General features: G+C 38.4%; 24 protein-coding genes and 1 riboswitch. Of the genes, 13 read left to right on the forward strand and 11 right to left on the reverse strand.

Translation table 11 applies throughout. The annotated features are described in order from the left end of the window. The first annotated feature begins 27 nt into the window (after window positions 1-27). A complete protein-coding gene (locus tag IGK77_RS00945) occupies window positions 28-402 on the forward strand; it encodes a hypothetical protein (protein WP_019724219.1) in 375 nt (124 codons plus the stop codon). Window positions 403-697: 295 nt separating this feature from the next. Here the strand turns inward: IGK77_RS00945 and brnQ are convergent, their stop codons facing one another. From brnQ to IGK77_RS00965, 4 genes are all read right to left on the reverse strand, one after another. Beyond that, window positions 698-2,062 (reverse strand): branched-chain amino acid transport system II carrier protein, encoded by a 1,365-nt coding sequence (gene brnQ / locus IGK77_RS00950; RefSeq protein WP_071866097.1) that lies wholly within the window; start codon window positions 2,060-2,062, stop codon window positions 698-700. Between the two features lie 381 nt (window positions 2,063-2,443). Then, window positions 2,444-3,184 (reverse strand): amino acid ABC transporter ATP-binding protein, encoded by a 741-nt coding sequence (locus tag IGK77_RS00955; RefSeq protein WP_071866098.1) that lies wholly within the window; start codon window positions 3,182-3,184, stop codon window positions 2,444-2,446. A 12-nt stretch (window positions 3,185-3,196) separates the two neighbouring features. Then, window positions 3,197-4,792 carry an ABC transporter permease subunit gene (locus IGK77_RS00960; RefSeq protein WP_074800068.1) on the reverse strand — a complete coding sequence of 532 codons (1,596 nt, stop codon included), beginning with the start codon at window positions 4,790-4,792 and terminating at the stop codon, window positions 3,197-3,199. 212 nt (window positions 4,793-5,004) lie between these two features. Further along, window positions 5,005-5,179: riboswitch (Lysine riboswitch) on the reverse strand. A 279-nt stretch (window positions 5,180-5,458) separates the two neighbouring features. Then, on the reverse strand, window positions 5,459-5,755 hold the full coding sequence (locus tag IGK77_RS00965; protein WP_010734383.1) for a hypothetical protein: 297 nt from the start codon (window positions 5,753-5,755) through the stop codon (window positions 5,459-5,461). Between the two features lie 176 nt (window positions 5,756-5,931). On the opposite strand from IGK77_RS00965, the gene IGK77_RS00970 reads away from it, so the two are divergent. The 5 genes from IGK77_RS00970 to IGK77_RS00990 all read left to right on the forward strand — a co-directional run bounded on the left by IGK77_RS00970 (window position 5,932) and on the right by IGK77_RS00990 (window position 12,399). Next, on the forward strand, window positions 5,932-6,648 hold the full coding sequence (locus IGK77_RS00970) for an NAD-dependent protein deacylase (RefSeq protein WP_071866102.1): 717 nt from the start codon (window positions 5,932-5,934) through the stop codon (window positions 6,646-6,648). Further along, a complete protein-coding gene (locus IGK77_RS00975; protein WP_071866103.1) occupies window positions 6,645-7,481 on the forward strand; it encodes a chorismate mutase in 837 nt (278 codons plus the stop codon). Before IGK77_RS00970 ends, IGK77_RS00975 begins: the two co-directional genes overlap by 4 nt. A 4-nt stretch (window positions 7,482-7,485) precedes the next feature. Next, a complete protein-coding gene (locus IGK77_RS00980) occupies window positions 7,486-8,013 on the forward strand; it encodes a transcription repressor NadR (RefSeq protein WP_071866104.1) in 528 nt (175 codons plus the stop codon). 151 nt (window positions 8,014-8,164) lie between these two features. Beyond that, the gene (locus IGK77_RS00985) at window positions 8,165-9,598 is read left to right on the forward strand and encodes a hypothetical protein (protein ID WP_071866105.1); all 1,434 of its coding nucleotides are present in this window, start codon (window positions 8,165-8,167) and stop codon (window positions 9,596-9,598) included. A gap of 74 nt (window positions 9,599-9,672) precedes the next feature. Then, window positions 9,673-12,399 carry a hypothetical protein gene (locus IGK77_RS00990; protein ID WP_438712855.1) on the forward strand — a complete coding sequence of 909 codons (2,727 nt, stop codon included), beginning with the start codon at window positions 9,673-9,675 and terminating at the stop codon, window positions 12,397-12,399. Window positions 12,400-12,573: 174 nt separating this feature from the next. Here IGK77_RS00990 and def read toward each other — a convergent pair whose 3' ends face one another. Continuing rightward, window positions 12,574-13,137, reverse strand: a complete 564-nt coding sequence (gene def / locus IGK77_RS00995; RefSeq protein ID WP_010734376.1) for a peptide deformylase — start codon at window positions 13,135-13,137, stop codon at window positions 12,574-12,576. Window positions 13,138-13,379: 242 nt separating this feature from the next. On the opposite strand from def, the gene rpsO reads away from it, so the two are divergent. The 4 genes from rpsO (at window position 13,380) to IGK77_RS01015 (ending at window position 18,470) form a co-directional block, all read left to right on the forward strand. Then, window positions 13,380-13,649: a 30S ribosomal protein S15 gene (gene rpsO / locus IGK77_RS01000; RefSeq protein WP_010734375.1), complete on the forward strand. Its 270-nt coding sequence runs from the start codon at window positions 13,380-13,382 to the stop codon at window positions 13,647-13,649. A gap of 177 nt (window positions 13,650-13,826) precedes the next feature. Beyond that, window positions 13,827-15,938 carry a polyribonucleotide nucleotidyltransferase gene (gene pnp / locus IGK77_RS01005; RefSeq protein WP_071866107.1) on the forward strand — a complete coding sequence of 704 codons (2,112 nt, stop codon included), beginning with the start codon at window positions 13,827-13,829 and terminating at the stop codon, window positions 15,936-15,938. Between the two features lie 176 nt (window positions 15,939-16,114). Further along, complete coding sequence (locus tag IGK77_RS01010) at window positions 16,115-16,372, forward strand: GlsB/YeaQ/YmgE family stress response membrane protein (RefSeq protein WP_065096493.1); 258 nt, start codon at window positions 16,115-16,117, stop codon at window positions 16,370-16,372. A gap of 100 nt (window positions 16,373-16,472) precedes the next feature. Continuing rightward, entirely contained in the window at window positions 16,473-18,470 is a 1,998-nt protein-coding gene (locus IGK77_RS01015) for a KUP/HAK/KT family potassium transporter (RefSeq protein WP_071866108.1), read from the forward strand. A 137-nt stretch (window positions 18,471-18,607) separates the two neighbouring features. Here IGK77_RS01015 and IGK77_RS01020 read toward each other — a convergent pair whose 3' ends face one another. The 3 genes from IGK77_RS01020 to pepG1 form a co-directional block, all read right to left on the reverse strand. Next, window positions 18,608-18,685: a putative holin-like toxin gene (locus tag IGK77_RS01020; RefSeq protein ID WP_100207132.1), complete on the reverse strand. Its 78-nt coding sequence runs from the start codon at window positions 18,683-18,685 to the stop codon at window positions 18,608-18,610. 191 nt (window positions 18,686-18,876) lie between these two features. Continuing rightward, window positions 18,877-18,954 (reverse strand): putative holin-like toxin, encoded by a 78-nt coding sequence (locus IGK77_RS01025; RefSeq protein ID WP_100917302.1) that lies wholly within the window; start codon window positions 18,952-18,954, stop codon window positions 18,877-18,879. A gap of 193 nt (window positions 18,955-19,147) precedes the next feature. Continuing rightward, window positions 19,148-19,291 (reverse strand): type I toxin-antitoxin system toxin PepG1, encoded by a 144-nt coding sequence (pepG1, locus tag IGK77_RS01030; RefSeq protein ID WP_074799581.1) that lies wholly within the window; start codon window positions 19,289-19,291, stop codon window positions 19,148-19,150. A gap of 260 nt (window positions 19,292-19,551) precedes the next feature. Between pepG1 and IGK77_RS01035 the strand changes: the two genes are divergently transcribed. Beyond that, entirely contained in the window at window positions 19,552-20,850 is a 1,299-nt protein-coding gene (locus IGK77_RS01035; RefSeq protein ID WP_074799582.1) for a hemolysin family protein, read from the forward strand. 46 nt (window positions 20,851-20,896) lie between these two features. Here IGK77_RS01035 and IGK77_RS01040 read toward each other — a convergent pair whose 3' ends face one another. The 3 genes from IGK77_RS01040 to IGK77_RS01050 all read right to left on the reverse strand — a co-directional run bounded on the left by IGK77_RS01040 (window position 20,897) and on the right by IGK77_RS01050 (window position 23,752). Further along, window positions 20,897-22,273 (reverse strand): MATE family efflux transporter, encoded by a 1,377-nt coding sequence (locus IGK77_RS01040; RefSeq protein ID WP_074799583.1) that lies wholly within the window; start codon window positions 22,271-22,273, stop codon window positions 20,897-20,899. A gap of 218 nt (window positions 22,274-22,491) precedes the next feature. Then, entirely contained in the window at window positions 22,492-22,815 is a 324-nt protein-coding gene (locus IGK77_RS01045) for a DUF960 domain-containing protein (RefSeq protein ID WP_071866112.1), read from the reverse strand. A gap of 328 nt (window positions 22,816-23,143) precedes the next feature. Continuing rightward, window positions 23,144-23,752 (reverse strand): 50S ribosomal protein L25/general stress protein Ctc, encoded by a 609-nt coding sequence (locus tag IGK77_RS01050; RefSeq protein ID WP_071866113.1) that lies wholly within the window; start codon window positions 23,750-23,752, stop codon window positions 23,144-23,146. 321 nt (window positions 23,753-24,073) lie between these two features. On the opposite strand from IGK77_RS01050, the gene IGK77_RS01055 reads away from it, so the two are divergent. Beyond that, window positions 24,074-24,790, forward strand: a complete 717-nt coding sequence (locus tag IGK77_RS01055) for a 16S rRNA pseudouridine(516) synthase (protein WP_074799584.1) — start codon at window positions 24,074-24,076, stop codon at window positions 24,788-24,790. Between the two features lie 71 nt (window positions 24,791-24,861). Next, entirely contained in the window at window positions 24,862-25,173 is a 312-nt protein-coding gene (locus tag IGK77_RS01060; RefSeq protein ID WP_074799585.1) for a type II toxin-antitoxin system RelB/DinJ family antitoxin, read from the forward strand. The last annotated feature ends 379 nt before the right edge of the window (window positions 25,174-25,552 follow it).

Below are 25,552 nucleotides of genomic sequence, written 5' to 3' on the forward strand. Positions count from 1 at the left end.
TTCTTGGCTAGGGGAGGGGTACATTCAATGGATGAAGAAACAGTATCACCAATGAAGAAACTGACAAAGTTAGTGACTAATACTTCGTTTCAACTTTTTGATTCATTTGTGAATGACACAGAAGAAAAAGCTGAGAATGTACGGTTACAAGGGGAGTTCATTCTTGAACTCCAAAAAGCTGCAGCTCAGAATAGTTTAGTGATTCTACAAGTGCGCGAGAATCCACTAAGCAATAAGTACGAAACCTTTTCCGGTTGGGTGGCAACGAAAACAGTTGAACATGACCGAGTGATGATTCGCTTGCAAAATCAAGAGCAACAAATCCGAATCGTCCCAATTGAACAAATCGAAAAAATCACTAGTCTTTCACCTACGGGAGACCAAGAGCGATTATCTAAATAAGAATAAAAGCTATGAAAAAGTAGATTGCTTTTTCATAGCTTTTTTATATGTTTTTCTTACTAGAGAGAGAGGATCTAAAGATTCTCAAAGAACTTGATGTGTGGTATATGTATAAATAAAAAAAGGACCTGCTAGCCGGGGAGCTAGCAGGAAAGGAGTTAAAAATGAAAAAGTGTTGTTAGGGTTGTTTGTTGGTATACTTATATATTAAAGGTGAGTTGTGAATATTTTGTGACGAAAGTTTACCAAAGTTGTTAATTTTTTTATACAAAAAGTTAAACATCTCTTTTTTTTGTTAGCTAACAATCAAGTCAGGTTTTTTTTCATTTTTGAAGAAACTCCAGAGTAATCCGATGATAAAGCCAATCAATGCTGGTGTGATCCAGCCCATTCCTAATGAGAAGAATGGGAGATAGGAATCAGCGAATGTTAAAATGCCTTTGACGACACTTGTTTGCTTGATTGAATCAGGACAAGCATTCAGTCCATCTACGATGGAAGCGAGTAATGTGAAATAAGTGGTCATTCGATAAACAGAAGTACGTTGTTTAAACAATGGGCCAAACAAGACAAGTAAGATCAAGGTCATTGCCAACGGATAAATAAACATCAAGACCGGTAAAGAGATCTGAATAATATTCGTCAAGCCCACGTTTGCAACTAAACATGCCAATAAACTTGTTCCTGTTACAAAGAATAGATAGCTTCTTTTAGGAAACAATTCAGTGAATGTTTCTGCGAATGCAGTAATCAGTCCGATACCTGTTTTTAAACAAGCAAGAATCACGATAAAGGCTAATAGGATACTCCCGTAAGTTCCTAAATAGTGATCAGCGATTTGAGCCAAGGCGATACCACCATTCGCACTCATAGGAAATGTTCCTAGACTCATTGTTCCTGCATAAGAAAGTAGGGTATAGATGATCCCCATCAACACGATGCTGATCGCGCCTGATTTGATCGTATCTCTTGCAATATCAGAAGGCTTTGTGACACCCATGCCACGAATCGTCGTGACGATAATGATCCCAAAAGCTAAGGCAGCTAACGCATCCAACGTATTGTATCCTTGTGTAAAACCAGTGAAGAATGCTTGGTTTTGGTAGTGAGGTTGTACAGGCGCATCCGCCACTGAGCCAAGTGGGTTGATAAAAGCAAGTAATAGCAAGATGCCTAGTAATACTAAAAATGCGGGATTCAAAAATTTACCAACATAATCCAATATTTTAGTTGGACGTTTGGATAACCACCAAGCAGCTAAAAAGAATAAGAAACTAAAAATAGCTAAAAATAATGTTTGATTTTCTGCTGGAATAAAAGGTGCTAAGCCAATTTCAAAAGAAGTAGTTGCCAAACGTGGTAAGGCAAAAAATGGACCAATGACTAAATAAAGTAAGACAGTAAAAATAAGTGCATAAGTTTTATTGATCCGTTGTGCTAATTCGTAGACACCAGAGGTCTTTGAAACACCGATCGCAATGACACCTAAGAATGGTAAACCGATCCCTGTAACTAAAAAGCCAAGATTTGCCCAGAAGATATCCGCACCAGCTTCTTGCCCCATATGGACAGGAAATATAAGATTACCAGCTCCAAAAAATAGGCCAAATAGCATGGAACCGATGAATAGATTTTCTTTGAATGATAATTTTTTTGACATAGAAAACTCCTTTACTTTTTTGTATTTTGTTAAAAGTAACAAATTATGTGATGAATTGCAACAATTTTCTGAAAATTATCGAATTCTCTAGAATGATGCTACACATTGACGAAACGACTGCTAACCCTGTGAGAGGAATAAGTAGCGTGTTTTCTCTGCCTCGAAAAAATGTTAGTCAAAAGATCACTCCATTACCTAAATCTTCTTAATTGAAGTGGTTTCTCACAACCACATGTTACGTGAGGTTGTGCAAAAGTTCAACCGATAAAGCAATCGGAACAAAAACAATAAATAAAAAGAAGAACCGCAACTTTTTGAGTAGGGTGACCTTGCTCAATCAAGTTGCGGTAGTTTGAATACTAAGGGTGATTTGATACTTTATTAGTTATTCAAAATGCGTGACAAGAACTCTTTCGTACGTGTTTCTTTTGGATGAACGAAGATATCTTCAGGACTTCCTTCTTCCGCGATCACACCTTTATCCATGAAGATCACTCGGTCAGATACCTCTTTCGCAAATTCCATTTCATGGGTTACGATGATCATTGTCAGTCCAGTATGGGCTAGATCTTTGATCGTATTCAATACTTCACCGACCATTTCAGGATCAAGGGCAGAAGTTGGCTCATCGAAGAGCATCACATCAGGGTCCATTGATAGAGCACGAGCGATAGCGACCCGTTGTTTTTGACCACCAGATAGTTGAGAAGGGCGAGCTTCGATGTATTGTCTCATACCGACTTTTTCTAAGTTTTCGATTGCTACTTTACGGGCATGCTCTTTCTCTCGTTTTAAGACAGTGGTTTGTCCAGAAATACAATTTTCTAAAACATTCATATTATTGAAAAGATTGAAGGATTGGAAAACCATACCGACATTTGTCCGATATTTTGGTAAATTATATTTTGGTGCTAAGACGTTTTCGTTGTTGTAAATGATCTCGCCGCCCGATGGTTTTTCTAGTAAATTGATACAACGTAAGAATGTTGATTTACCTGAACCAGAGGAACCGATGATGGTCACGACTTCCCCTTTATTGACGGTCATGCTAATATCTTTCAGGACTTCATTGTCGCCGAATTTTTTACTTAAATGATTGATTTCGATGATATTCTCACTCATAGGACTGCCTCCTTATTCCTGTAGGTTCGCGTTGTTGACTTCTTCAATTTTTGTATACGCAGTAGGTCCGTCGATTTTCTTCTCAATCACACGTAGGATTCTTGTGATCGTGAAGGTCATGATCAAGTAGATGATCCCAACGATCGTGAATGTTTGGAAGAATTGGAAGTTTGCACCAGATGCGGAGTTTCCTTGGAAGAATAAATCTGCTACACCAATGACACTTAATACGGCGGTGTCTTTGATATTGATGACAAACTCATTTCCAGTAGCCGGCAAAATATTTCTCAATACTTGCGGAATCACTACTTTACGCATCGTTTGACTGTGGGTCATGCCGATCGCTTGGGCGGCCTCAAATTGTCCGCCATCTACTGCAAAAATCCCACCACGTACGATCTCAGTCATATACGCACCAGTGTTGATCGAAACGATGAACAACGCAGCAATCGTGCGATCCAGAGAAATACCAAAGGCTAGAGCCAATCCGTAGAAGATGACCATGGCTTGAACCATCATTGGTGTACCACGGAAGACTTCGATATAAACAGATAACAAGAAATTAGCAACTTTTTGGAAGAAGCGTGTCACTTTATTATCAGATTCTGGAATTGAGCGAAAGACGCCAATCAATAAACCTAATGTCGTTCCTACAACTGTACCGATCAATGCGATAAACAGTGTCAAACCAGCTCCGCGTAAGAACATGTTGCCATATTGATCCCAAATCGTCTTGAAATCTTGGAGCAAGCCAGTTTCTTCTGCATCTCCATCCGTTGACGCAGGTTGGTCTTCAATGGCTTGGTCCATGATGGCAATGCGATCATCATGAGAAATGCCGCTTAATATTTGGTTGACTTGTTGGAGATCAGGATCACCTTTGCGCATTCCTACAGCGATTTGGACATCTTCGGGATTTGTTTGAAAGCCATTTGCTTCATCTAGTTCGAGCATTTTCAAGGCTGGGTTGACGCTTGTGGCTGTTACCCCTTCTGGACGTTCGCTGACGTAACCGTCGATCATGCCAGAAGCTAGTGCTGTTCGCATGGCTGAAAAGTTATCCATTGCTTGTTGCTTGTCCACTCCTGGGATCTGATCGATCACGTTATAGTGGAATGTATTCAATTGTGCAGTGATTTTTGCGCCAGAAAGATCTTCTAAGCTAGTCGCATTCGCAAACTTACCATCTTTTTGTACGACGATCACAAGTTCTGATTCATAGTATGGATCAGTAAAGTCGATTTCTTTTTGGCGTTCAGCCGTCGGACTCATGCCGGCAATGATTGCATCGATCTTTCCAGATTGAAGGGCAGGGGGTAAACCGTCCCATTTCGTTTGGACAATGACTAGTTCTTTACCTAAACCTTCGGCTACCTTTTTGGCAATTTGTACATCATATCCGCCAGCAAAGCTATTTTGGCCTTGAATTGGATAGGCATTGTTTGCATCAGTTTGTTGAGACCAGTTAAAGGGCGCATAACCAGCTTCCATTCCGACACGAAATTGATCGCTCGGGGTTTTATCATCTGCATTAACCAAAGTGGTCAAGCTAAAGATCGATAGAATAAACGTAAAAATTAGAGTGAGTGTAACTGAATTTTTTTTCATCTGTCTTCTCCTTTTTGTTTGTTCACGTACGTGGTCCTTCAGGCATATACTGATAAGACCAACGTTCGCTCAGCTTCTTTGGCTGATAACCAAAGCGCCTTGACACGAGTGGTCGAATACATGCATTGCAGTTGCTTATCAAGGAGAAATAAAAAACGACCACTTTGTAGGTACAAAAGGGCCGCTAAATTTCACAGAGTGATAAACCTCTCACAAAACATAGCGCAACTTAGCATCACTGCTAAGACAGTCCGTAAGCTGTTAACTTACGTCCCAACATACTTTTTAAGCAAAAAAAAGTACATTTCGGCGATCCTCCCTAGCCCTGCTTCCACATGTTTGCTTCACTCCACAGGTTTAATGATTCTCGCGACCTCTACCTCATTGATTGAGGCATCTCGTATTCAGTTATTTATACAAAAAATAGTCTACGATAGAGTAGCCACTTTGTCAATGAGAAACTACATTTTTGCAGAAAAAAGTTGATAAATAAAGAAATATACTGTTTATTTAATTTCTTTCATGAAAAAAGGAAAAGAGAATGTTTTCAAAAAAAGAATAATTATACATTTTATGCAAAACTTAAATGATAGTAAAATAACGAAAAACAGACTGCAAAATCACGCAGTCTGTTTCCTTTTTTATCTAATTTTATCTAAAAGTATTTTAAGCTGTAGCTTTCTTAGGTTCACGACCAAGAATGGCTTGTAAAATAACTGTTACTCCATAAATAGCTAAAACGAGATAGATCAAACTAGAGTATTGTGTGATCCCCCAGCCCCATGTGCGATAAACAACTAATGTAATTGCTAGAACAATTGCTGCCAATACATTGAAAAAGGCAAACGCCCATAGATTTCCATTTTCTTTACGTACTAAATAGAAGATAGAGAAATAAATACTTAATGCTAACCAAGCGATACATGCTAAAATAACGCCCCAATAAATTAAGAATGCAACCATATTGATTCACCTCATTTCATACTCAAAATATACAGATCATTGGTATTGTAGCACGTTTTCATTGTTTTGTCAGTGATGTTTGTGAGTATTTTCTCAAAAAAAATCTCTGAATTTTCATTCGATTGAGGGTATGTTTCATTTTATTTCGATTATAATAGAAGAGAGGTGAGTGATAAATGTTGGAACAAACAATTGAAGAAGCAGCGACAGCGATGATTGAAAGTCAAAAACTGACCTTTCTAACAGGGGCAGGTGTGTCCACACCTTCTGGAATACCCGATTACCGTTCACTAACAGGTGTTTACCAAGGGATGGATCGCCCAGAATATTTATTGAGTCATCAAGCGATGGAGGAAGAACCACAAAAATTTTATTCGTTTCTCAAACATCTTTATCATCCCGAAGCACGCCCGAATATCATCCATCGAGAAATCGTAGAGTTGGCTAAAGAAAAAGAGGTATGGGTCGTTTCGCAAAATATCGATGGGTTACATGAGAAAGCTGGAAGTAAAAAACTAGTTAATTTTCATGGGAATCTGTATCATTGTTATTGTCGAAACTGCCATCAAGCTGTTGACTGGCAAGATTATCTCAGCAGTGACAAGCATCAACTATGTGGTGGTCAGATTCGCCCAGATATTGTGTTATATGGAGAAGGGTTCCAAGATGAAGTATTAGAGCAAGCAGCTTTTGCTGTAAGTCAGGCCGACTTGATTGTGATCGTAGGGACAAGTTTTCAAGTCCATCCCTTTTGTGATTTGATCCAGTTTCGCTCACCACAAGCGAAGCTGTTAGTCATCAATCAGACCCCTGTCTATCTATCAGAGGCGTATCGATTTGTCCAAACAGATGGAACGAAGGTGTTCAAAAAAGTACAGGAGAGTGTAAAATGACAGCTAAAACAGAAAAAGAAAAAATGATTGCAGGCGAACTTTATTTTGCGGGTGATCCAGAATTATCAGCCGATAGAAAATTTGCTCGAAGTCAAAGCCAGATCATCAACCAAGCGGAAACAAGTGAACTTCGCAGTCAATTACTTAAAGAAACGTTTGGCGCTACCGGCGAAAAGATTTATATGGAACCGACGATCAATTTTGATTACGGCTATAATATTTACGTAGGTGAGAATTTTTATGCGAACTTTAATTGTACATTCTTAGATGTTAGTACGATCAAAATTGGCGATAACTGCATGTTTGCCCCTAATGTCCAGCTTTATACTGCCACACATCCGCTACATCCAGTGAAACGAAATAGCGGGTTAGAGTTCGCTAAACCAATCGAGATCGGCAATAATGTGTGGCTAGGTGGTGGAGTGATCATCACCCCTGGAGTGACTTTAGGAGACAATGTCGTTGTCGGGGCGGGAGCAGTCGTAACCAAATCATTCCCAGATAATGTAGTGATCGCAGGGAATCCGGCACGGATCATCAAACGAATCGATGAACCAATGCCTGAAGAGTCATTGGAGGAGTTGAGACAAGCGATTGATCAAATCGATCACCAATTAGTAGAACTACTTGAAAAAAGAATGGCTACGGTCACGAAGATCGGTGACGTCAAACGAACAACTAACCAAGCAGTTTATGATAAAAAAAGAGAACAACAAGTGTTGGATAAAGTTGCTAGTTGGTTGAAAACACCAGAATACAGTGAGACGATCTTAGCTACTTATGCAGATATCATGAAGCACTCACGAAACTATCAAAAGAAACGAATGGAGTAGATAAATGATTGAAGGAGAAACTCGCCGAAAAGAAATCATTGAAACGCTAGTTGATGCAGAGAAACCTGTCAGTGCCAGTAAGTTTGCTACTCGTTTTGGTGTCAGTCGCCAAATCATTGTAGGAGACATTGCGTTGCTACGAGCAGCAGGAGAAGCGATCGTGGCGACGGCCAGAGGATATCTTTTGGAAGATGAACAAGATAAAAATGGGTTCATCAGTAAAATCGCTGTACAACATCAGAGAGAACAAACAGAGGAAGAACTACAGTTGATCGTTGCTCATGGTGGCGAGATACTAGACGTCATCGTTGAGCATCCCTTGTATGGCGAACTGACAGGGATGCTTCATATCAAGACAGTAGAAGATGTTCGCTCATTTATGAAACGTTATCGGAAAAGTCAAGCTTCGTTATTGTCTGAATTAACGGATGGGATCCATCTGCATACGATCCGTTACTCACATAAGGAAGTATTGCAGCAAATCAAACAAAGCTTGGCAGAAGCAGGCATCTTGTTCGAAGGGAACCAATAATTTACTTTATGAGATGGAGATAGGAGTGTTTTTACTTCTATCTCCATCTCATTTTTTCTTTATTTATAAAATAATTGATTTATGCTATGGCAAAACTTTAACTATACTGAACAGAAATGCTACAAATACTTTTATTGAAAGAGGGAGAAAAATGCTTCGAGGAACAAATCAAAAAACAATTCTTTGCTTTGGAGCAGCTGAAAGCAATTTGGAACAACAGTTGAATGATAGAGAACTCAGGAAAAAAACAAATCCGTATGACCCATTGGTTTATATGGAAGAGTTAGTCGACTATCTCATTCAACAACCTTTTGAGAATTTCTCTCTTCAACCCAAAGAGTTGATTGACCAAATAAAAGAAGGCAGCAAATATCCACTCTGGGAAGATATTCAAGCCATCATGATGGAGGACCCAAGGTTTCAATTACACAGGATCTACTCGGAGCCGTTTCTTGAGGAGTATCAACAATACAAGGAAACAGGACAATTTGCCAATCACTCAATGAAAGATACTTTAACTTATAGTCTACGAATACAATTGTTAAAAAAAACAGAATTATTAATGATTGAAGTTGCAAAAAAACGAAGTGATCTTATCATCTGGATACCTTTAGATTCTTATGATGGGGATTTTGTAACGACGATCCAAGGGAAGCAAAATAGATATAAAGATTTTACGTTACGCAGTTTATACCATGAAAAAGATAAGCTCAAAGCATCAATTGTCTTTTGGGAGCATGGACAAATCGTCGCAGCTCCTTGGGAAAGAAATGCTAGATTATGGAGAAATTGTGTGGAAAATGATTTGAGAAAATCATCGGCTATTTCCCCGTCAGAGAGCCATCTTCTAATCTACGGATTACGGGTAGCACGTATCCACTTTAACTATGAAGATCAAGTTTTGCTAAAACATTTCCAATATAAGGACATAAATGATTTTAATATCGATAAGTATAATGATATTTTAATGGAAAGTATTTTTGAACATATAAAACATTGTCCTACAGAAAAAAGTAGAGACGAATTTTTTAGTCATTGGATTGATTACCTCCCCGAAAAGGAACGCTATTTACCATTGTGGGAAACATATTATCATGTCACACAAACGATTGAAAAATTTCAATTGAAAAACATCTTTAAAGAGGTCATTTCAGAAGACGATACCCAATTTGATCGTCCAGAGATCAAGCAACACTTCATAAAAAAAGGCTGTAAAATAGGGATAGAACTCACTTTGTTGTCTCAACATGTCACAATAGTCTTTCTATTAGACGAACTTTGTGACCTAAGAGTAGTAAAAAAAGTCCCCGGCATTACTGGAAGTGAACTACGCTATATGTATCGAAACTGGGAACGGTTTAAGCAGCGAGTCGTTTTTATTGAAAAGAAAAAATTTGTTTCTCCACCTTGGGAATCTGATCCTGAATTTTGGGCAACCTATCAGCCTAAGTCAAAGAGCATGGCACAACCAGAAGGGTATACGCTTAGTGATAAAAAAGAATTTAAACAGTTGAAAACCTACGCAAAGACGAATAGCCAATCGCAAAGTAAACAAAGAATCAGACAGATGGAACATTGTCGCTGACTGAATCATAAAAATACATACTGACACACCATTGAGACGAATAGATAAAAAATAAGACGATTGGGAGGTCAACTATGATAGATCAAACAATGAACGAATTCAGAAAAAAATTAGATATATTAGCTTTATCTTTATCACTACAAGAAAATATCAATCATTTTGGTTTAAATAAAGACTATCAATTATTATTCTCAACATATATTCAAATGATTCGTGAGGATCAAGACAATTTTTTTATTGAAAAGGAACGAAAAGAAAATATCATGGAATCGCTAAAGCGAACAAAAGATTTTTATGATTTTGAGAAAAAAGAACAAGTGCAAATGATCTTTGAAAAACTGAGAAATGATGATCCAACAGATTTCATGCTTATTCCCTCTTCATTTTATCCAGGAGAGTATGGGGCAGTATCACCTCATACATGTGGATTAACAGTCTATAAAAAAAATGATTCTTTTATAATTATGAAGGTGGATAAAGAAAAAAATTTCGATGATCACACGGTTTCTTATTTTGAGATTCCGCCAACAAAAATTTTGGAACTAAGTGAACTGTTTCTTAAAGAGCGATTTCATGAAGTTCGCAAACCATATTTTATATTGAGAAGGTTAGCAACTCTTTCAATCCAAAACGAATCAATCGGTATACCAGCCATCACGATGAAAGAACAAAAGAGTGGGAATTGTTCAGTTAGCGAAGTTGATGCTTCGCTAAAAACAATTTTATTCAATTGTAGGAAAGATATCTTTTCTTTAGAGATGAATAATCAAGTGACACCTAAATGGCATTCAAAACATGCTGAACCGTCTTTGGAAATGCACAATAGATTTCTTAGTGCTTTGAAAGAAAAGAATCCAGATTGGAATCGGCAGCTCGATTATATCTTTATTTATTATTTATATAAAAAAGGCCAACTTAAAAGTGAGTTTTTAAAAAATATTGATACAAAAAAACGTCGATGGCATCTACAAATCCAGTTTCTTTTTAAGGAAGATCCATATATTTCAGCAATATTCAATCATCCTGGCCAACTTCCAACTATAGATGAAAACTTGATCCAAGAAAAATCCAGCAATATCATTCAATCACTAGGTATTCATACCACAAGTAAGCTTGCAGAAATTTCTTCTGGTGATTTAAAAGAATATCTCTATCAGCAAAAGTCCATAACCGATACAATAAATGGTCGTTTACCATTTATACAAGTTACAATAGCTAAGGAAATGATCCAGCGAATGTTATCTAGCTTAGAAAAGAAAGAGCATGAAGTAACGGAGGAATTACACCGACGAAAAGTATTAAAAGAAAAAAGGAAAGAAATAAGGTTGGAGCAGAACTTGAGCAACCCTGCATCTATTCATTATCAAGCGGAGACGATTTTTCCAATAGAAAAAAATGTCGAGAAGTTAAAACATGTATTGATTTTTGGTGACGAACAGGATAGAAAAGGCTTAATGGAAAAATTGGATCATTTAGATCCTAGACAAAAAAAGATACCCCATGATTCGAAAGTTTACATAGAAATGATTTTTCACGCCTTAAGAAAACGTTCAATTAATTCCAAGAATTTAGAAAGAGCAATACAGAACAATCCTCTACTTAATGAAATCATTCAAGTAATAAGAGATAGCATAGATTTGAACACAAACGCTGTTTATCCAATGCAATCACTGGGAGAGAGGCAAGAGTGTACACAAACAATAGAATATACTAATCAAGCCTTTGAAGAGATTGCAGATGCGGGGAGCCAAAACCCCTTGATCCACCGTTCTGAATTGATCCTGATTGAAGCTGTTAAAAAAAGAGAAGATGTTGAGCTATGGGTACCATTAGATTCGCTTCGCCATCAAATGGATCAAACAATTGACAGTTTTAGAAATGATGTGTTCGATCATGCGCTGCGAGTCTTGTATCTTCAAAGAAATCAACTACAAGGTAGATTTGTTTTTTGGGAAAATGGGCAAAGAGTAGTGGCACCATGGGAGCGTGATCCAGAATTATGGGCAAATCGTGTACCAAAATCAGTTATCAAAAATGAACCCTTTCCTATAGAGGATTCACATACAGCGGCAACTCAAAAAGCAACCATAGATGTGCTTCCACCGTTAAATGAACAGGCAAAGAGATTTGAACGAACATTTACTTCGCTAGATAAGATCGAACCACAAAAAGCTAAGGTAGTAGTCACTGATAACCTTAAAGATTTCAAGAGTGTCGTTACCCACTTAAGCACGGTAGTAAAAGAAAGCCAAGTTATAGTAGCCTCAATGAATGCAAACGAAAAGATAAATGAATTGGCTAGTGTCAAAAGATGTTTATATGGTAAAGAAACTTCAAAAAACAAGGAAGCTGTTATAAATGCCTCTTTGGATGAGCTTAAGTTGTGTAAAAATGTAAGTGCTCTATTTAGAAGGACAGCATCCAATACAGGAGTGGAAATGGAACTAGATCCACCACACAAACCAATAAAACGATTGGTTGATCAAGCAACCGATCAATTAATTCAAAGAAAAGGTCACTCGTATTACACAAGAATTGCAGGAATGAATGATCGAAGTACGAATACTAGTGAGAACGCTAGAAATAAGACCCATTGCTTTAGTAGTGTTGTGTCTCGGTTCAATAATGTATTTGAAAAAGGGAAAAACACTCCAGCAGAAAATGTGACTACCAAACCAACCAATACAGAAAAAGTTAGGATGACTAAATTGTTAACTGGTTTTCGATCAACAAAATTTGGACAGAATCTCGGAATGCATCAGACAACAAAACACCAGCAAAAAACATTGACGGAACGTTGAGTTATCTTTAAGAGAAGAGTAAAGAGTGTTTCGTACAAGAAACAATCATTTATTGTTGTCAACTTCTATAAAAATGTTAAAACAAGATCGAGATGAGTTTTTACGGTAGAAAAAATGAACAGAGGAAAGCAGATGAAGCTGCCACTCTCTGTTCATTTTTGTCATTATCTATTCTTACTCGATCACCAAGACGCCTTCTTTTAAGGCAAAAGGATTTTGATCATTGATATGGTCATAGAACATTACGCCATTGATATGGTCGATTTCATGTTGTACTACGATGGATTCATAATTTTTTAAACGGATTTTTTGTTTCTCACCGTTTTTGTCATAATACGAAAGCGTGATTTTTGCATGGCGCACAACATACCCAGGGACTTCACGATCGACGGATAAACAGCCTTCACCTTCGCCTAAGCAAGCATTCTGGACGGAATGGCTCAGGATTTTTGGATTATACATGACCGTACTCAACGTCGGTTCTGTGATTTCTGGATCTGGATTTGGTACGTGGACCGCAATGATCCGTTTTGAAATATCAAGCTGAGGCGCAGCTAGGCCGACACCACCACGTAAATTTAATTCTTCTGCTTTGATTGGATCTTGGCTATTTTTAAGAAATTCCAACATTTCTTCTCCTAATAAGAGATCTTCCTCACTGAGTGGAAGAGCGACTTCTTGCGCTACTTCACGTAATGTTGGATTGCCTTCTCGAATAATGTCATCCATTGTGATCATGGAATATGTACCCCTTTCTTATCAAACACTCTCTTTTCGGTTAATAGTTTACCATAAATTTGAAAAAGTAGTAGCCTGATTGTTTAATCAACTAGATTTTCTTAAGGATTCTACACTTGATTTATTAGGAAGATTCAGGTAAAGTATAGCTGTATGTTTAAAGCATATGTCCTGTTACTTGGTTAAACGAATCACCAACGTTTTACTCAGTCACAGGGGAATAATTAAACGAGGTGAAAGAAATGGCAATTTCAAAAGAACGCAAAAACGAAATCATCAAAGATTACGCACGTCATGAAGGAGATACTGGTTCTCCAGAAGTACAAATCGCTGTATTAACTGAAGAAATCAACCACTTGAACGAACATGCACGTGTTCACAAAAAAGATCATCATTCATACCGTGGTTTGATGAAAAAAGTTGGTCATCGTCGTAACTTGTTAGCTTACTTACGTAAAACTGACGTTCAACGTTACCGTGAATTGATCCAACGTCTAGGCTTACGCCGTTAATTTTTAACAGAAAGTGGGGTTCGCGTGAATCTCACTTTTTTACTTTAAACTATCAAACATTTCTGTGAATCAGCTCGATGGACTCCTACTAACCAAATGAAAGGTGCAAAAGATCGCTTTCGCGGTTTTCATTTGTTTAGTAGCGTCTAGCGTTCACGAGAAGGAAAAGGAGTATTTATGTCAGAAAAACAAGTTTTTAAAACGACATGGGGCGGACGTCCCTTAGAGATCGAAGTTGGCCAATTAGCCAAACAAGCCAATGGAGCAGTATTAGTTCGTTATGGGGATACGGTCGTATTAAGTGCGGCAGTTGCTTCAAAAGAAGCCAAAGATACAGATTTCTTCCCGTTGACGATCAATTATGAAGAAAAAATGTATGCAGCTGGTAAGATCCCAGGAGGATTTATCAAACGTGAAGGTCGTCCAAGTACGGAAGCAACTTTGACTGCTCGTTTGATCGACCGTCCGATCCGTCCAATGTTTGCGGAAGGTTTCCGTAATGAAGTCCAAGTTACAAATATCGTGATGAGTGTGGAAACAGATTGTTCTCCCGCAATGGCAGCAATGTTAGGTTCTTCACTAGCTTTATCGATTTCAGATATCCCATTCGATGGACCAATCGCAGGTGTTGAAGTTGGCCGTGTCAATGGCGAGTACATCTTGAACCCAACAGTTGAACAAGCAGAGACTACCGATATCGAATTAAGCGTAGCTGGGACAAAACAAGCAATCAACATGGTTGAAAGTGGCGCAAAAGAAGTTTCTGAAGAAGATATGCTGGGTGCATTATTATTTGGATTTGACGCAATCAAAGAATTAGTCGCATTCCAAGAAGAAATCGTTCAAGCTGTCGGCAAAGAAAAAATGGAAGTTTCTTTATTACAAGTCGATGCTGACTTGAAAAAAGAAATTTTTGATGCATCATATGGCACGATGAAAGAAGCGGTCATGACAGAAGAAAAATTAGCTCGTGAAGATAATATCGACCAAGTGAAAATCGATATTCGCGAAGCTTATGCAGAGAAATTTGCGGGTCATGAAGAGGAAGCGCAATTACTAAAAGAAGTGAAACAAATTACGGAAGATCTTGAAAAAGACGTCGTTCGTGAGTTGATCACGATTGACAAAATCCGTCCTGATGGTCGTAAATTAGATGAGATCCGTCCTTTAGCATCAGAAGTTGGCTTGTTGCCACGTGTTCATGGTTCTGGATTATTTACTCGTGGACAAACTCAAGCACTATCATCATGTACATTGGCACCTTTAGGGGAACACCAAATCATTGATGGCTTAGGTGTAGAAGTCAGCAAACGATTCATCCACCATTACAATTTCCCACAATTTTCTGTGGGTTCAACTGGTCGTGCCGGTTCACCAGGTCGTCGTGAAATCGGTCATGGTGCATTAGGTGAACGTGCATTAGCACAAGTGATCCCTTCAGAAGAAGAGTTTCCTTACACGATCCGTCTAGTGGCAGAAGTGCTTGAATCGAATGGTTCATCTTCTCAAGCAAGTATCTGTGCAGGTACCTTAGCATTGATGGACGCAGGTGTGCCAATCAAAGCACCTGTTGCTGGTATTGCTATGGGATTAGTATCTGATGGTGAAAACTACACGATTTTAACAGACATCCAAGGTCTAGAAGACCATTTAGGCGACATGGACTTCAAAGTTGCCGGAACAAAAGATGGAATCACAGCACTACAAATGGATATCAAGATCCAAGGTATCACGGAACAAATCTTAAAAGAAGCACTGGCACAAGCAAAACAAGCACGTATGGAAATCTTAGAAGAATTGACTTCAACGATCGCTACACCACGTGAAGAGCTTAGCCAATATGCACCTAAAATCGAAATGATCCAAATCGATCCTACGAAAATCAAGGATGTCATCGGTAAAGGTGGCGATACGATCAATGGAATCATTGATGAAACAGGCGTGAAGATCGATATCGATCAAGACGGTAAAGTAAGTATTGCTTCTTCTGATAAAGAAATGATCCAAAAAGCAATCAAGATCATCGAAGACTTGACAAAAGAAGTCAAAGTTGGCGAAGTCTACCTTGGTAAAGTTGTTCGTATCGAAAAATTCGGTGCATTTGTCAACTTGATCAAAGGGAAAGACGGCTTAGTCCATATCTCTCAATTAGCGAATGAACGTGTGAACAATGTAGAAGACGTTGTGAAACTAGGCGATGAAGTGTTGGTGAAAGTGACAGAGATCGACAAACAAGGTCGTGTGAATCTTTCAAGAAAAGCAATGTTGAACGAAGAGGACAAGAAGTAATTCCATCGTTTTAAGATAAAAGTTTTTTAATAAGCGTACTACTACGAAAATAATTTTATATTTTCAAAAGTAGTACGCTTATTTTTTTAAAATCGTTAAAGTAAAACGCATAAAGGGTCAATTTATATTTTCTTAATAAACACTTAGTTATTTAAAGTGCAAAAGGAGGAATGGAAATGATCCATTTTTTATTCTCATTGATTGTAGGTGGCGTATTAGGATTCGTTGCTGGAGCTGTTCTTAATGAAGATGTTCCAGGGGGCGTCACTGGAAATATTATCATTGGTTTCTTTGGAAGTTGGTTAGGTGAATTTGTGTTAGGCGATCTAGGTCCATCAATCAGTGGCTTTTATCTTATCCCATCATTGATCGGGGCACTCGTTTGTTTGGCTCTTTACTCCTTTACAGCCGATTATTTAAGAAGACGTCGATGAATCGGTTATTTTTAGCTGATTTATTGACACCGACGTTGAATACTTGGATAATTAGGTGGAATTTAGGTCAATCATAGGATTGGAGAAATGAGGGGGAACAGTGACAACAAAGCATAACACAAAAAAAATCTCGATGGCTGGGTTATTAGTCGCCATGGGGGTTGTTTATGGAGATATCGGTACCAGTCCGCTTTATGTAATGAAAGCAATCGTAGAAGACAATGGCGGCTTGCGGGGGATCAACCCAGATTTTGTTATCGGAGCAGTCTCCTTGATTTTTTGGACTTTGACATTATTAACGACGATCAAATATGTCGTGATTGCTTTAAATGCAGATAACCATGGGGAAGGTGGGATTTTTTCTTTATATACTTTGGTTAGAAAAGGCGGTAAATATCTGATCATACCTGCAATGATCGGTGGCGCAGCATTATTAGCAGATGGGGTACTGACCCCCGCTGTAACGGTTACGACCGCTATTGAAGGATTGCGTGGGATTCCACAATTCTTTGACCGTTTCGGCAATGACCAGAACATCATCGTCATTATTACTTTAGTTATTATTTTTGTTTTATTCATGGTCCAACGATTCGGTACAGAAGTTGTCGGGAAAGCATTTGGACCGATTATGTTTTTATGGTTCACCTTTTTAGGCGCGATGGGCTTGTTTAATTTCAGTCAAGACTGGACAGTGATCCGTGCCTTAAATCCTTATTATGCGATCCAGTTGCTATTTAGTCCTGATAATAAGCTAGGTCTATTTATTCTAGGAAATATCTTTCTGGCTACTACTGGGGCAGAGGCGCTTTATTCTGACTTAGGACATGTCGGAAAACGAAACATTCGTTTAAGCTGGCCATACGTTAAAGTATGTTTGGTATTGAATTATTTTGGGCAGGCAGCATGGCTGTTGAATGTCTATCAAAATCCAGAAACCCAAGCGATCGAAAACTTGAATCCATTTTTCAAAATGATGCCGGCTAGTTTTACCGTCATTGGGGTCATATTTGCAACGATTGCGGCTGTTATCGCTTCGCAAGCGTTAATTACTGGGTCATTTACTCTAGTTTCAGAAGCAATCAAATTGAAATTATTGCCTCGGTTGAAAATCATGTATCCCGGAAGCAGTATCGGGCAAATGTATATTCCAGCAGTAAATTTGATTCTATGGATTGCTTGTTCACTGGTTGTTGTTACCTTTAGAACCTCACACCATATGGAAGCTGCGTACGGGCTGTCCATTACCGTAACGATGTTGATGACGACTGCCTTACTTTATTTCTATTTGCTCCAAACTGGCTATCCGAAGTGGTTAGCTCATACAATTACCTTTTTCTTTGGGGCAATCGAAGTCGTCTTCTTTATTTCAAGTATCGTGAAGTTCTTCCATGGCGGTTTTGTCGCTGTGTTGATTGCTTTAGTCATTCTAGCAGTCATGTTTGTTTGGGAACAAGGAAATATCATTCGTGAATCGGTCGCAGAAGAAGTGGCATTAAAAGAATATATTCCACAACTTCAAGCATTGAAAGAGGACAAATCCTTACCAATGTATCAAACGAATGTAGTTTTCTTAGTGCCAGATATGGCAGATGGGAAGGTTGGTCGTCAGTTCGTGTATTCCATTTTAGATAAACGACCAAAGCGGGCGAAGGCCTATTGGTTTGTCCACGTAGAAGTAACCGATGAACCCTATACGAAAGAATATCAAGTGGATATGATGGGAACCGATTTCGTTGTTCAAGTGAACCTGTTCTTAGGATTCCGCGTACAACAAGAAATCAATGTCTACGTTCGACAAATCATCCACGATTTAATGAAACAAGGACGTCTACCAAAACAACCACAGACGTATTCATTGACTCCAGGAAGAGAAGTCGGCGATTTCCAATTCATCTTGATCGACGAAGTAGTTTCCAATGTAACAACTCTTGGGAAATGGGAACGACAAATCATGCAAGCTAAACTTGCCATCAAGAAAATCGCTACGACGCCAGAAACATGGTTTGGTTTAGAATACAGTGAAGTCAAACATGAAACAGTACCTTTGCTGATTGGTGGAACAAGAAAAACGTGGTTGAAAGAACGAAAAAGTAAGTAGATAAAGAATTAGTTTATGCTATACTAAAACTGGAAAGAGGAGTTGCGATAACAACTCGCCTTTGACAGTACCGCTTAATTAACAGCGGCATATTTCAACTTATTTTTTACAAAATAACCGTCCTATGCCGAGGACGGTTATTTCTTTTTGTCGTCGCTAAGCAATGCTACTACCAACGTGATCAGGGTAATGGTAAACATACCAAAGCTGAGCATCAATTTAGACTAAATGCCCAACTGACAGAGGATCTTCCCTAGAACTTAATCTAGTAAGCATGTCGATAGTATGCTATACTAAATACGAAAAGAGGAGTTGCGTCAACAACTCCCCTTTGACAGCGTTGTTTAAAAAACAGCGGCATATTCAAGTTAATTTTTACAAAATAACCGTCCTTAGCCGAGGACGGTTATTTCTTTTTGTCGTCGCTAAGCAATGCTACAACCAACGTGATCAGAGCGATAGTAAACATACCAAAGCTGAGCATCAATTTAGACTAAATGCCCAACTGACAGAGGATCTTCCCTAGAACTTAATCTAGTAAGCATGTCGATAGTATGCTATACTAAATACGAAAAGAGGAGTTGCATCAACAACTCCCCTTTGACAGCGTTGTTTAAAAAACAGCGGCATAGGTTTAGTTAATTGTTATAAAAATAACCGTCCTAAGCCGAGGACGGTTATTTCTTTTTGTCGTCTCTAAGCAATGCTACAACCAACGTGATCAGGGCGATGGTGAACATACCAAAGCTGAGCATCAATTGGATTGTATCGAATGCCGACAAAAGGCGTCTCCTTTCGTAAGATTTAGAAAGTATGTGCATACGCACCACCTCGCTTTCGAAGGATAGCCACCGTCATTAAACTGTACTGTCACGTAATAGCATAGCACATGCGTACATTTTAAACCTTAATTTATAAATTTTCTTGTTATTGAATAGCTGTTGAATGCTAGTGATACAAGTGAATAAATCCTCCCATTATTTAAAGTGATCTAGTGGGAGAAGCAGAAATCAAAAGCCTCCTAGTTATACTCTTTTTATGAAAAGTTGTACAATTGAAATGGAAAAGTGAGGCGAAACAAATGGTATTAAATTTTGTCATATTATTTTTGATGATAGCAATCACTGCTTTTTTTGTTGCGAGTGAATTTGCTTTAGTAAAAATCAGACGTTCCCGTTTAGAGCAATTGGAAAAAGACGACGTGAAGAACGCCAAACTAGCGCTGCATGTGACCCACCATTTAGACGATTATTTATCTGCAAGTCAATTGGGTATCACATTGACAGGCTTGATCATTGGTTGGGTTGGCGAAGGTTCTGTGGCAGCATTGTTGGAACCTTGGATCGGTCAACTTCCGATCGGACGGGGAATAAGTGCAACGATCTCTGTCGCATTAGGGTTCATTCTGGTGACGTATGTCGACGTTGTGGTGGGGGAACTTTTGCCGAAAAGTTATAGTATCGTCAATACGGAACAAGTTGTGTTATTCGTAGTCAGACCCTTGCATTATTTTTATCTGGCGATGTTTCCTTTCATCTGGGTATTGAATCATTCGGCAGCAAGCTTAGGTAAATTGCTAGGCGTGAAACTAGTATCAGAAGGTGAAGAAACACTCTCGCAAGAAGAATTGACTTTAGTTGCCCTCAATTCTTACCAGCAAGGTGAGTTGACAAAGGATGAATACCAGTACTTAGAAAATGTCTTTGAATTTGATGACACACTGGCAAAAGACATTCAAGTAGATCGGACATCGATGCAAGTATTTGATGCGTCAGATACAGTCAAACAAGCCATCAAGGAATCGATTGAACGTGGGCATACGAGATATCCTGTCATACTGGAATCCAAAGATAATGTGTTAGGATACGTGACATTACCTGCGTTGATCAAACAATCTTTAGAAGATGACCAGATAACGGTGGAGTCTCTGATTGAAGAACCAATCGTGACAGCAGAAACTATCCCCATCAAAAAACTATTGACGATCATGCGAAGAAAAGGAAAACATATAGCGATCTTAAAGGATGAATATGGTGGGACAAGTGGACTTGTCACGATCGAGGATATTTTAGAAGAGATCGTCGGTGAGATTCGAGATGAAACAGATGTGGACCAAGCATTGATTGCGAAACAAGAAGATGGTAGCTATATTGTTTCAGGTAAGTTGACGCTTGATGATTTTGAGCGCTACTTCAATGAAGATGTGCCAGAATTTGAAGAAACAAATTTCATCACTCTGGCTGGCTTTATGTCAAGCTATCAAAAAGAGATCGAACCAGGTACAGTGATCACGATTGGACAATTCAAATTTACAGTTTTGGAATATGATCATGCACATATCGACTATTTCAACTTGGTGATTTTACCAACGAATCCATAGAAAAAAAGTGTTCTTCCCGTAGTATAGGAGGAACACTTTTTTTAATCTAATAACTGATTTCAGCATCTTCAATTGAAAATTGCTGTTGTTCGGCGTCTAGCTGTTTCAAATGTTTCACAGCGCGGAGATAAGAGTAAAGCAAGACAATGACAGAACCAGCCCAAGCGAGTGGTGAAGCAAGAGCAGCACCTGGATAGCCCCAGATTCCAGTCAGAATGATTGCAGCGAAAGAACGCATGATCAGTTCCATCATCCCTGCAATCGTCGGTACTTTACTTTGACCAAGTCCTTGTAATGTGTAACGTAAGATAAATAGGATAGCTAAGATCCAGTAAAGGGAGCCGTTGATGTTGAAATACGTTTGTGCCAAATCAAAAACGACAGTTTCATTTGGGCTGACAAACAAGCTCACCAATGGTCGACCAAGGAAAATGACAATTGCTCCGGCTAAGAAACTAAAGCCGATACTCATCACTAATGTTTGACGAACGCCTTTTAAGATACGCCCATATTGTTTCGCTCCATAGTTTTGTGCTGCAAAAGTCGCCATCGCAATCCCAAAGGACATCATAGGTTGAACAGCAAATTGATCGATTCGACCAGCTGCGGCTTGGGCAGCTACGACATCTGTACCTAAGCTGTTTAATGCAGATTGCAAGACGATTGCACCAATCGCAATGATCGAAGATTGGAAAGCCATTGGTAAAGCAACATTCAAATGCATACGGATCTCTTGTTTATCGAACGAAAAATCTTTTTTACGTAATTGAAGCATTGGGATCTTTTTCTTGATATAGACGATACATAATAGACTAGAAGCAATTTGCGCAATCACTGTTGCAATAGCAGCACCTTCTACTCCCATACCGAAGTTGATAATAAAGATCAAATCCAAGACAACGTTGATAATTACCGCAACGATCAAAAAGAGTAAAGGCGTTCGACTATCACCAAGTGCGCGAATAACATTTGACAATAAATTGAAGCTGACGGCAGCAAAGATTCCCCATAGGATGATCACGATGAATGTTTGTGCTTCATCAATGATATCTGCAGGTGTTTGCATCAACTGGAGCATCGGACGAATAAATACTAAGCTAAGGACAGTTAAAATCACAGTAACAATGACACTAATCATGACACTTGTAGCAAAACTTTTTTTCAACCCCCGGAAGTCTTTCGCACCATATCGTTGTGCTGTAATAATGGCTAAACCAGCGGTTAGACCTTGAGCAAAGCCAATAATCAAGAAAGTTAATCCACCGGTAGCTCCTACAGCCGCTAGTGAGTTTTTCCCTAATGTCTGCCCAACGATGATCATATCGACCATGTTGTAAAACTGCTGAAAAACATTGCCTATCAATAAAGGGACAGTAAATAGCAAAATCAGTTTGGCTGGGCTTCCTTTTGTTAAATCGCGCATCTTGTAAACTCCTTATTTCTTTTAAAATTTAGTTAGTAGTATATAGTGTTTACCCTTGGAATACCAATTAGAATCTGATGATAAATAAATAGCTAAAATGCTTTATGTTTTCTGAAAATTTTCAGAGAAGGTCATCATAAAAGTAGCCAAGAAGTGAGTCTGCGATGAAAATCAAAGAGTCAACTTACTTGGCTATCGTGCAAAACAAAGGGTTTTTTTTAGTATTGTTTAATTTCACTTGGGAGAAGAATGGTTTCTCTGGTCCCATCATCATAGGCAAATACTTGCGCCGGATACTGTGGAGAATAAGGGAATGGTAAATCGATCCCCATCTCGACGGTACTGCCTGCTTGAGAAAAATGCAAGGTTACTTTCCCATGATTGTTGATTAAATCAAAAGCTAAAATATTATCTAATGGAATAACACCCTTAAGGTCTAAATCAATAACGAACCAGATACTATCGATCAGTTCATCTGGTAAACTTGATACCACACCTAGTGATGCGTATCGATTACGGCTATTATCAAAACTTTCAAACATCGGCTTAGCCTCCTTTGTCTAAAAAACCGAAATGACGAGAACAACATATTATTATCAGGATAAACGAGTTATACTTTTTTAACGTTGGTTCATTCTAATAAACATTTATACAAAATGCAACAATATTTGCATACTTTTTTTCAAAGTATAAGAAACTTTTAAGAGGACTTCAAGAAACCTTACTATATAAGGGTTTTTGCGCTTATCAAAAAAACAAATAAGGGTTGATAAATAGGAATATACCATTCTTAAAACAATTTATTTTTAAGTGGGAATTAAAAAAAACGAAGCAATGACACAAGTCACTGCTTCGTTGATCAAAAGACGTTTATTCTTCAGTTGAACCAATCACTTCTGGTTCTGCTGCTTCACCAGTTGATTCTTCTTCTTCTGTTGGTGCAACAACTGCGGCGATTTGTTCTTCTCCATCAGTAATGATCGTGTATGCGTCATTTTTTGGTAGATCCGCTACAGTGATCGAATCACCTAATGCTAAATCAGTGATATCCACTTCGATGTTTTCTGGTAATTGATCTGGCGTAGCAGAAACAATCACAGTATATAGGTTTTGAGCCAATACACCACCAGATTTCACACCAGTAGATTCGCCAACAAGGACAATTTCTGTTTCGACTTCTGTTTCTTCTGTCATATTAACAGATAGGAACTCCACGTGTTCTAATTGGTTGGTAAATGTGTTTGATTGGACTTTATGAACAAGTGTGTTGACTTTTTTTCCTTCAATATTCATTGTGATAACTGTGTTTGCGGCATTCTCACGCAATACTTTACTAAATGTCGCACGATCAAATGAAATTGGCGTGCTTTCTACATTGTAGCCATAAACGATTGCAGGAACTTTTCCTTCATGACGCAATTTGTTTCTCAATGAACGGGGACGTACTTCTCTTTTACTTACTTCTAATGATACTGACATAACCAAAATTCCTCCTTAAAATGTGACTGTCTGCTTTGGTGTCAGACAGATTTTATTTAAGTGAATGTCACATGGTCTCTTGCACATTATCAGGTAGCGCGAAAAAACGCAAAAAGACAGATGCGCGCATCTGCCCTTAAAAAGTCAGGATTCAACTTTTCTCCACCAGGTCATTACGCTGTGTATGAGAAATCCAATTCACTTTACTCTTTAACCGTAACGCGAATTTCTAAGTAAGTCAAGGAAACAACTTAACGTTTCCATTTTGCATGATGTACGATTCAGGTTATAATGCGTATGTAGCTAGGAAAGGAAGCAGTTATGCGGTTAGATAAATTAATAGAAAAAGAATTAGAAACATCACGTAAAGAGATGAAACGACTTTTTGCGATGAAACTCGTACGTATCGATGGTAAAGTGGAACAGAAACAGAATCGTAATGTGGATAGTTTGCTCCACTGTATCGAAGTGGATGGCGTAAATCTACATACAAATGAAGTATACTTTATGCTGAATAAACCCAAAAAAGCTGTAACAGCGGTGACAGACGTTCACAAAACGACCGTTATCGATTTGTTGGCTTCAGCCGACCGCACCCAGCCTTTGTATCCAGTGGGGCGATTAGATCGTGATACAACAGGGTTATCGCTAATCACTTCAAATGGACAATTAGGCTATGAAATGTTACTGCCTGAGAAGAAAGTGAAGAAAACATACGTAGCAGTTGTCAATGAACAAGTGACAGAAGCTGATCAAGTTGCTTTTGAAAAAGGGATCATCTTTGATAGTGGCTATCAGTGTTTGCCAGCCCATCTAGAAGTCTTGGATATCCAACAAGGTCAAAGTATCGTACGCCTGACGATCCAAGAAGGAAAATTCCACCAAGTGAAAAAAATGTTTTTGGCTTGTGGGAAAAAAGTGACAGCATTACAACGCATCAGCATGGGTCCATTACAGTTAGATCCACATTTAGCTGAAGGTTCATATCGTTCATTGACGTTAGACGAACTAAAAAAAATAAAAAAATATTTTAAATAATAAAAGTGAATTGGGTATTTCATTCGATGGATTTGTATTACACTCCTAATAGGAGTAAGAGGTGATGTTCTATGTCTGGAATCGAAGGAAAAGACAAAATTAACGAAAAAAAGAAAGTTCAAGTGAATATCAATAAGAATTTAGCTACTGACGTCGAAAGCATTTTAGATTCATTAGGAGTAAATCCGTCTATCGTAATCACTGCTTTATATGAAAGAGTAGCAGCTAGAGGAGAAATTCCATTTGATTTATCTTTAACAAGCAAAGAGAAGGCTGAACTGCAGTTAATGAAAGTTGCGGAAGCGTCTGTTGAAACTAATCCGTCAGAAAATAGCGGTGATCACGAAGATCTAGGGTCATGGATGAGAGACTTAGATGAATAGTGACGACCGACGTGTTCTTAATCTACATTCTTTGTCACGAGGGCAATGGAGGGGAAATTTGTCCTGCTATTGCTATCCGTCTCCGAAGTAGAGATGCATTCTTGATTCTTCCTATTACAAGTAAACACGAGAATAAATCAGAGATGATCAAGAAGCGATATTACGAAATAAAAGACTTAGATTTTGCAGGATTAAACAGGAAATCTTGGGTCGATACAGGAAACCGATTTGAACTGAAGAGTAACTTCAACCCCTACAGAGTCATTGGGCATTTCTCAGAAGAAGATATTATTGGACTTTCTAAAATGATTTAGTGCGATCAAATAAGCAAGTGCACAGACGACGATTCTAAGTACTTGTTTATTTGTTTTATGAATAA

The organism is Enterococcus sp. DIV0806c, assembly GCF_051710905.1.
Taxonomy (GTDB): domain Bacteria; phylum Bacillota; class Bacilli; order Lactobacillales; family Enterococcaceae; genus Enterococcus_B; species Enterococcus_B mundtii.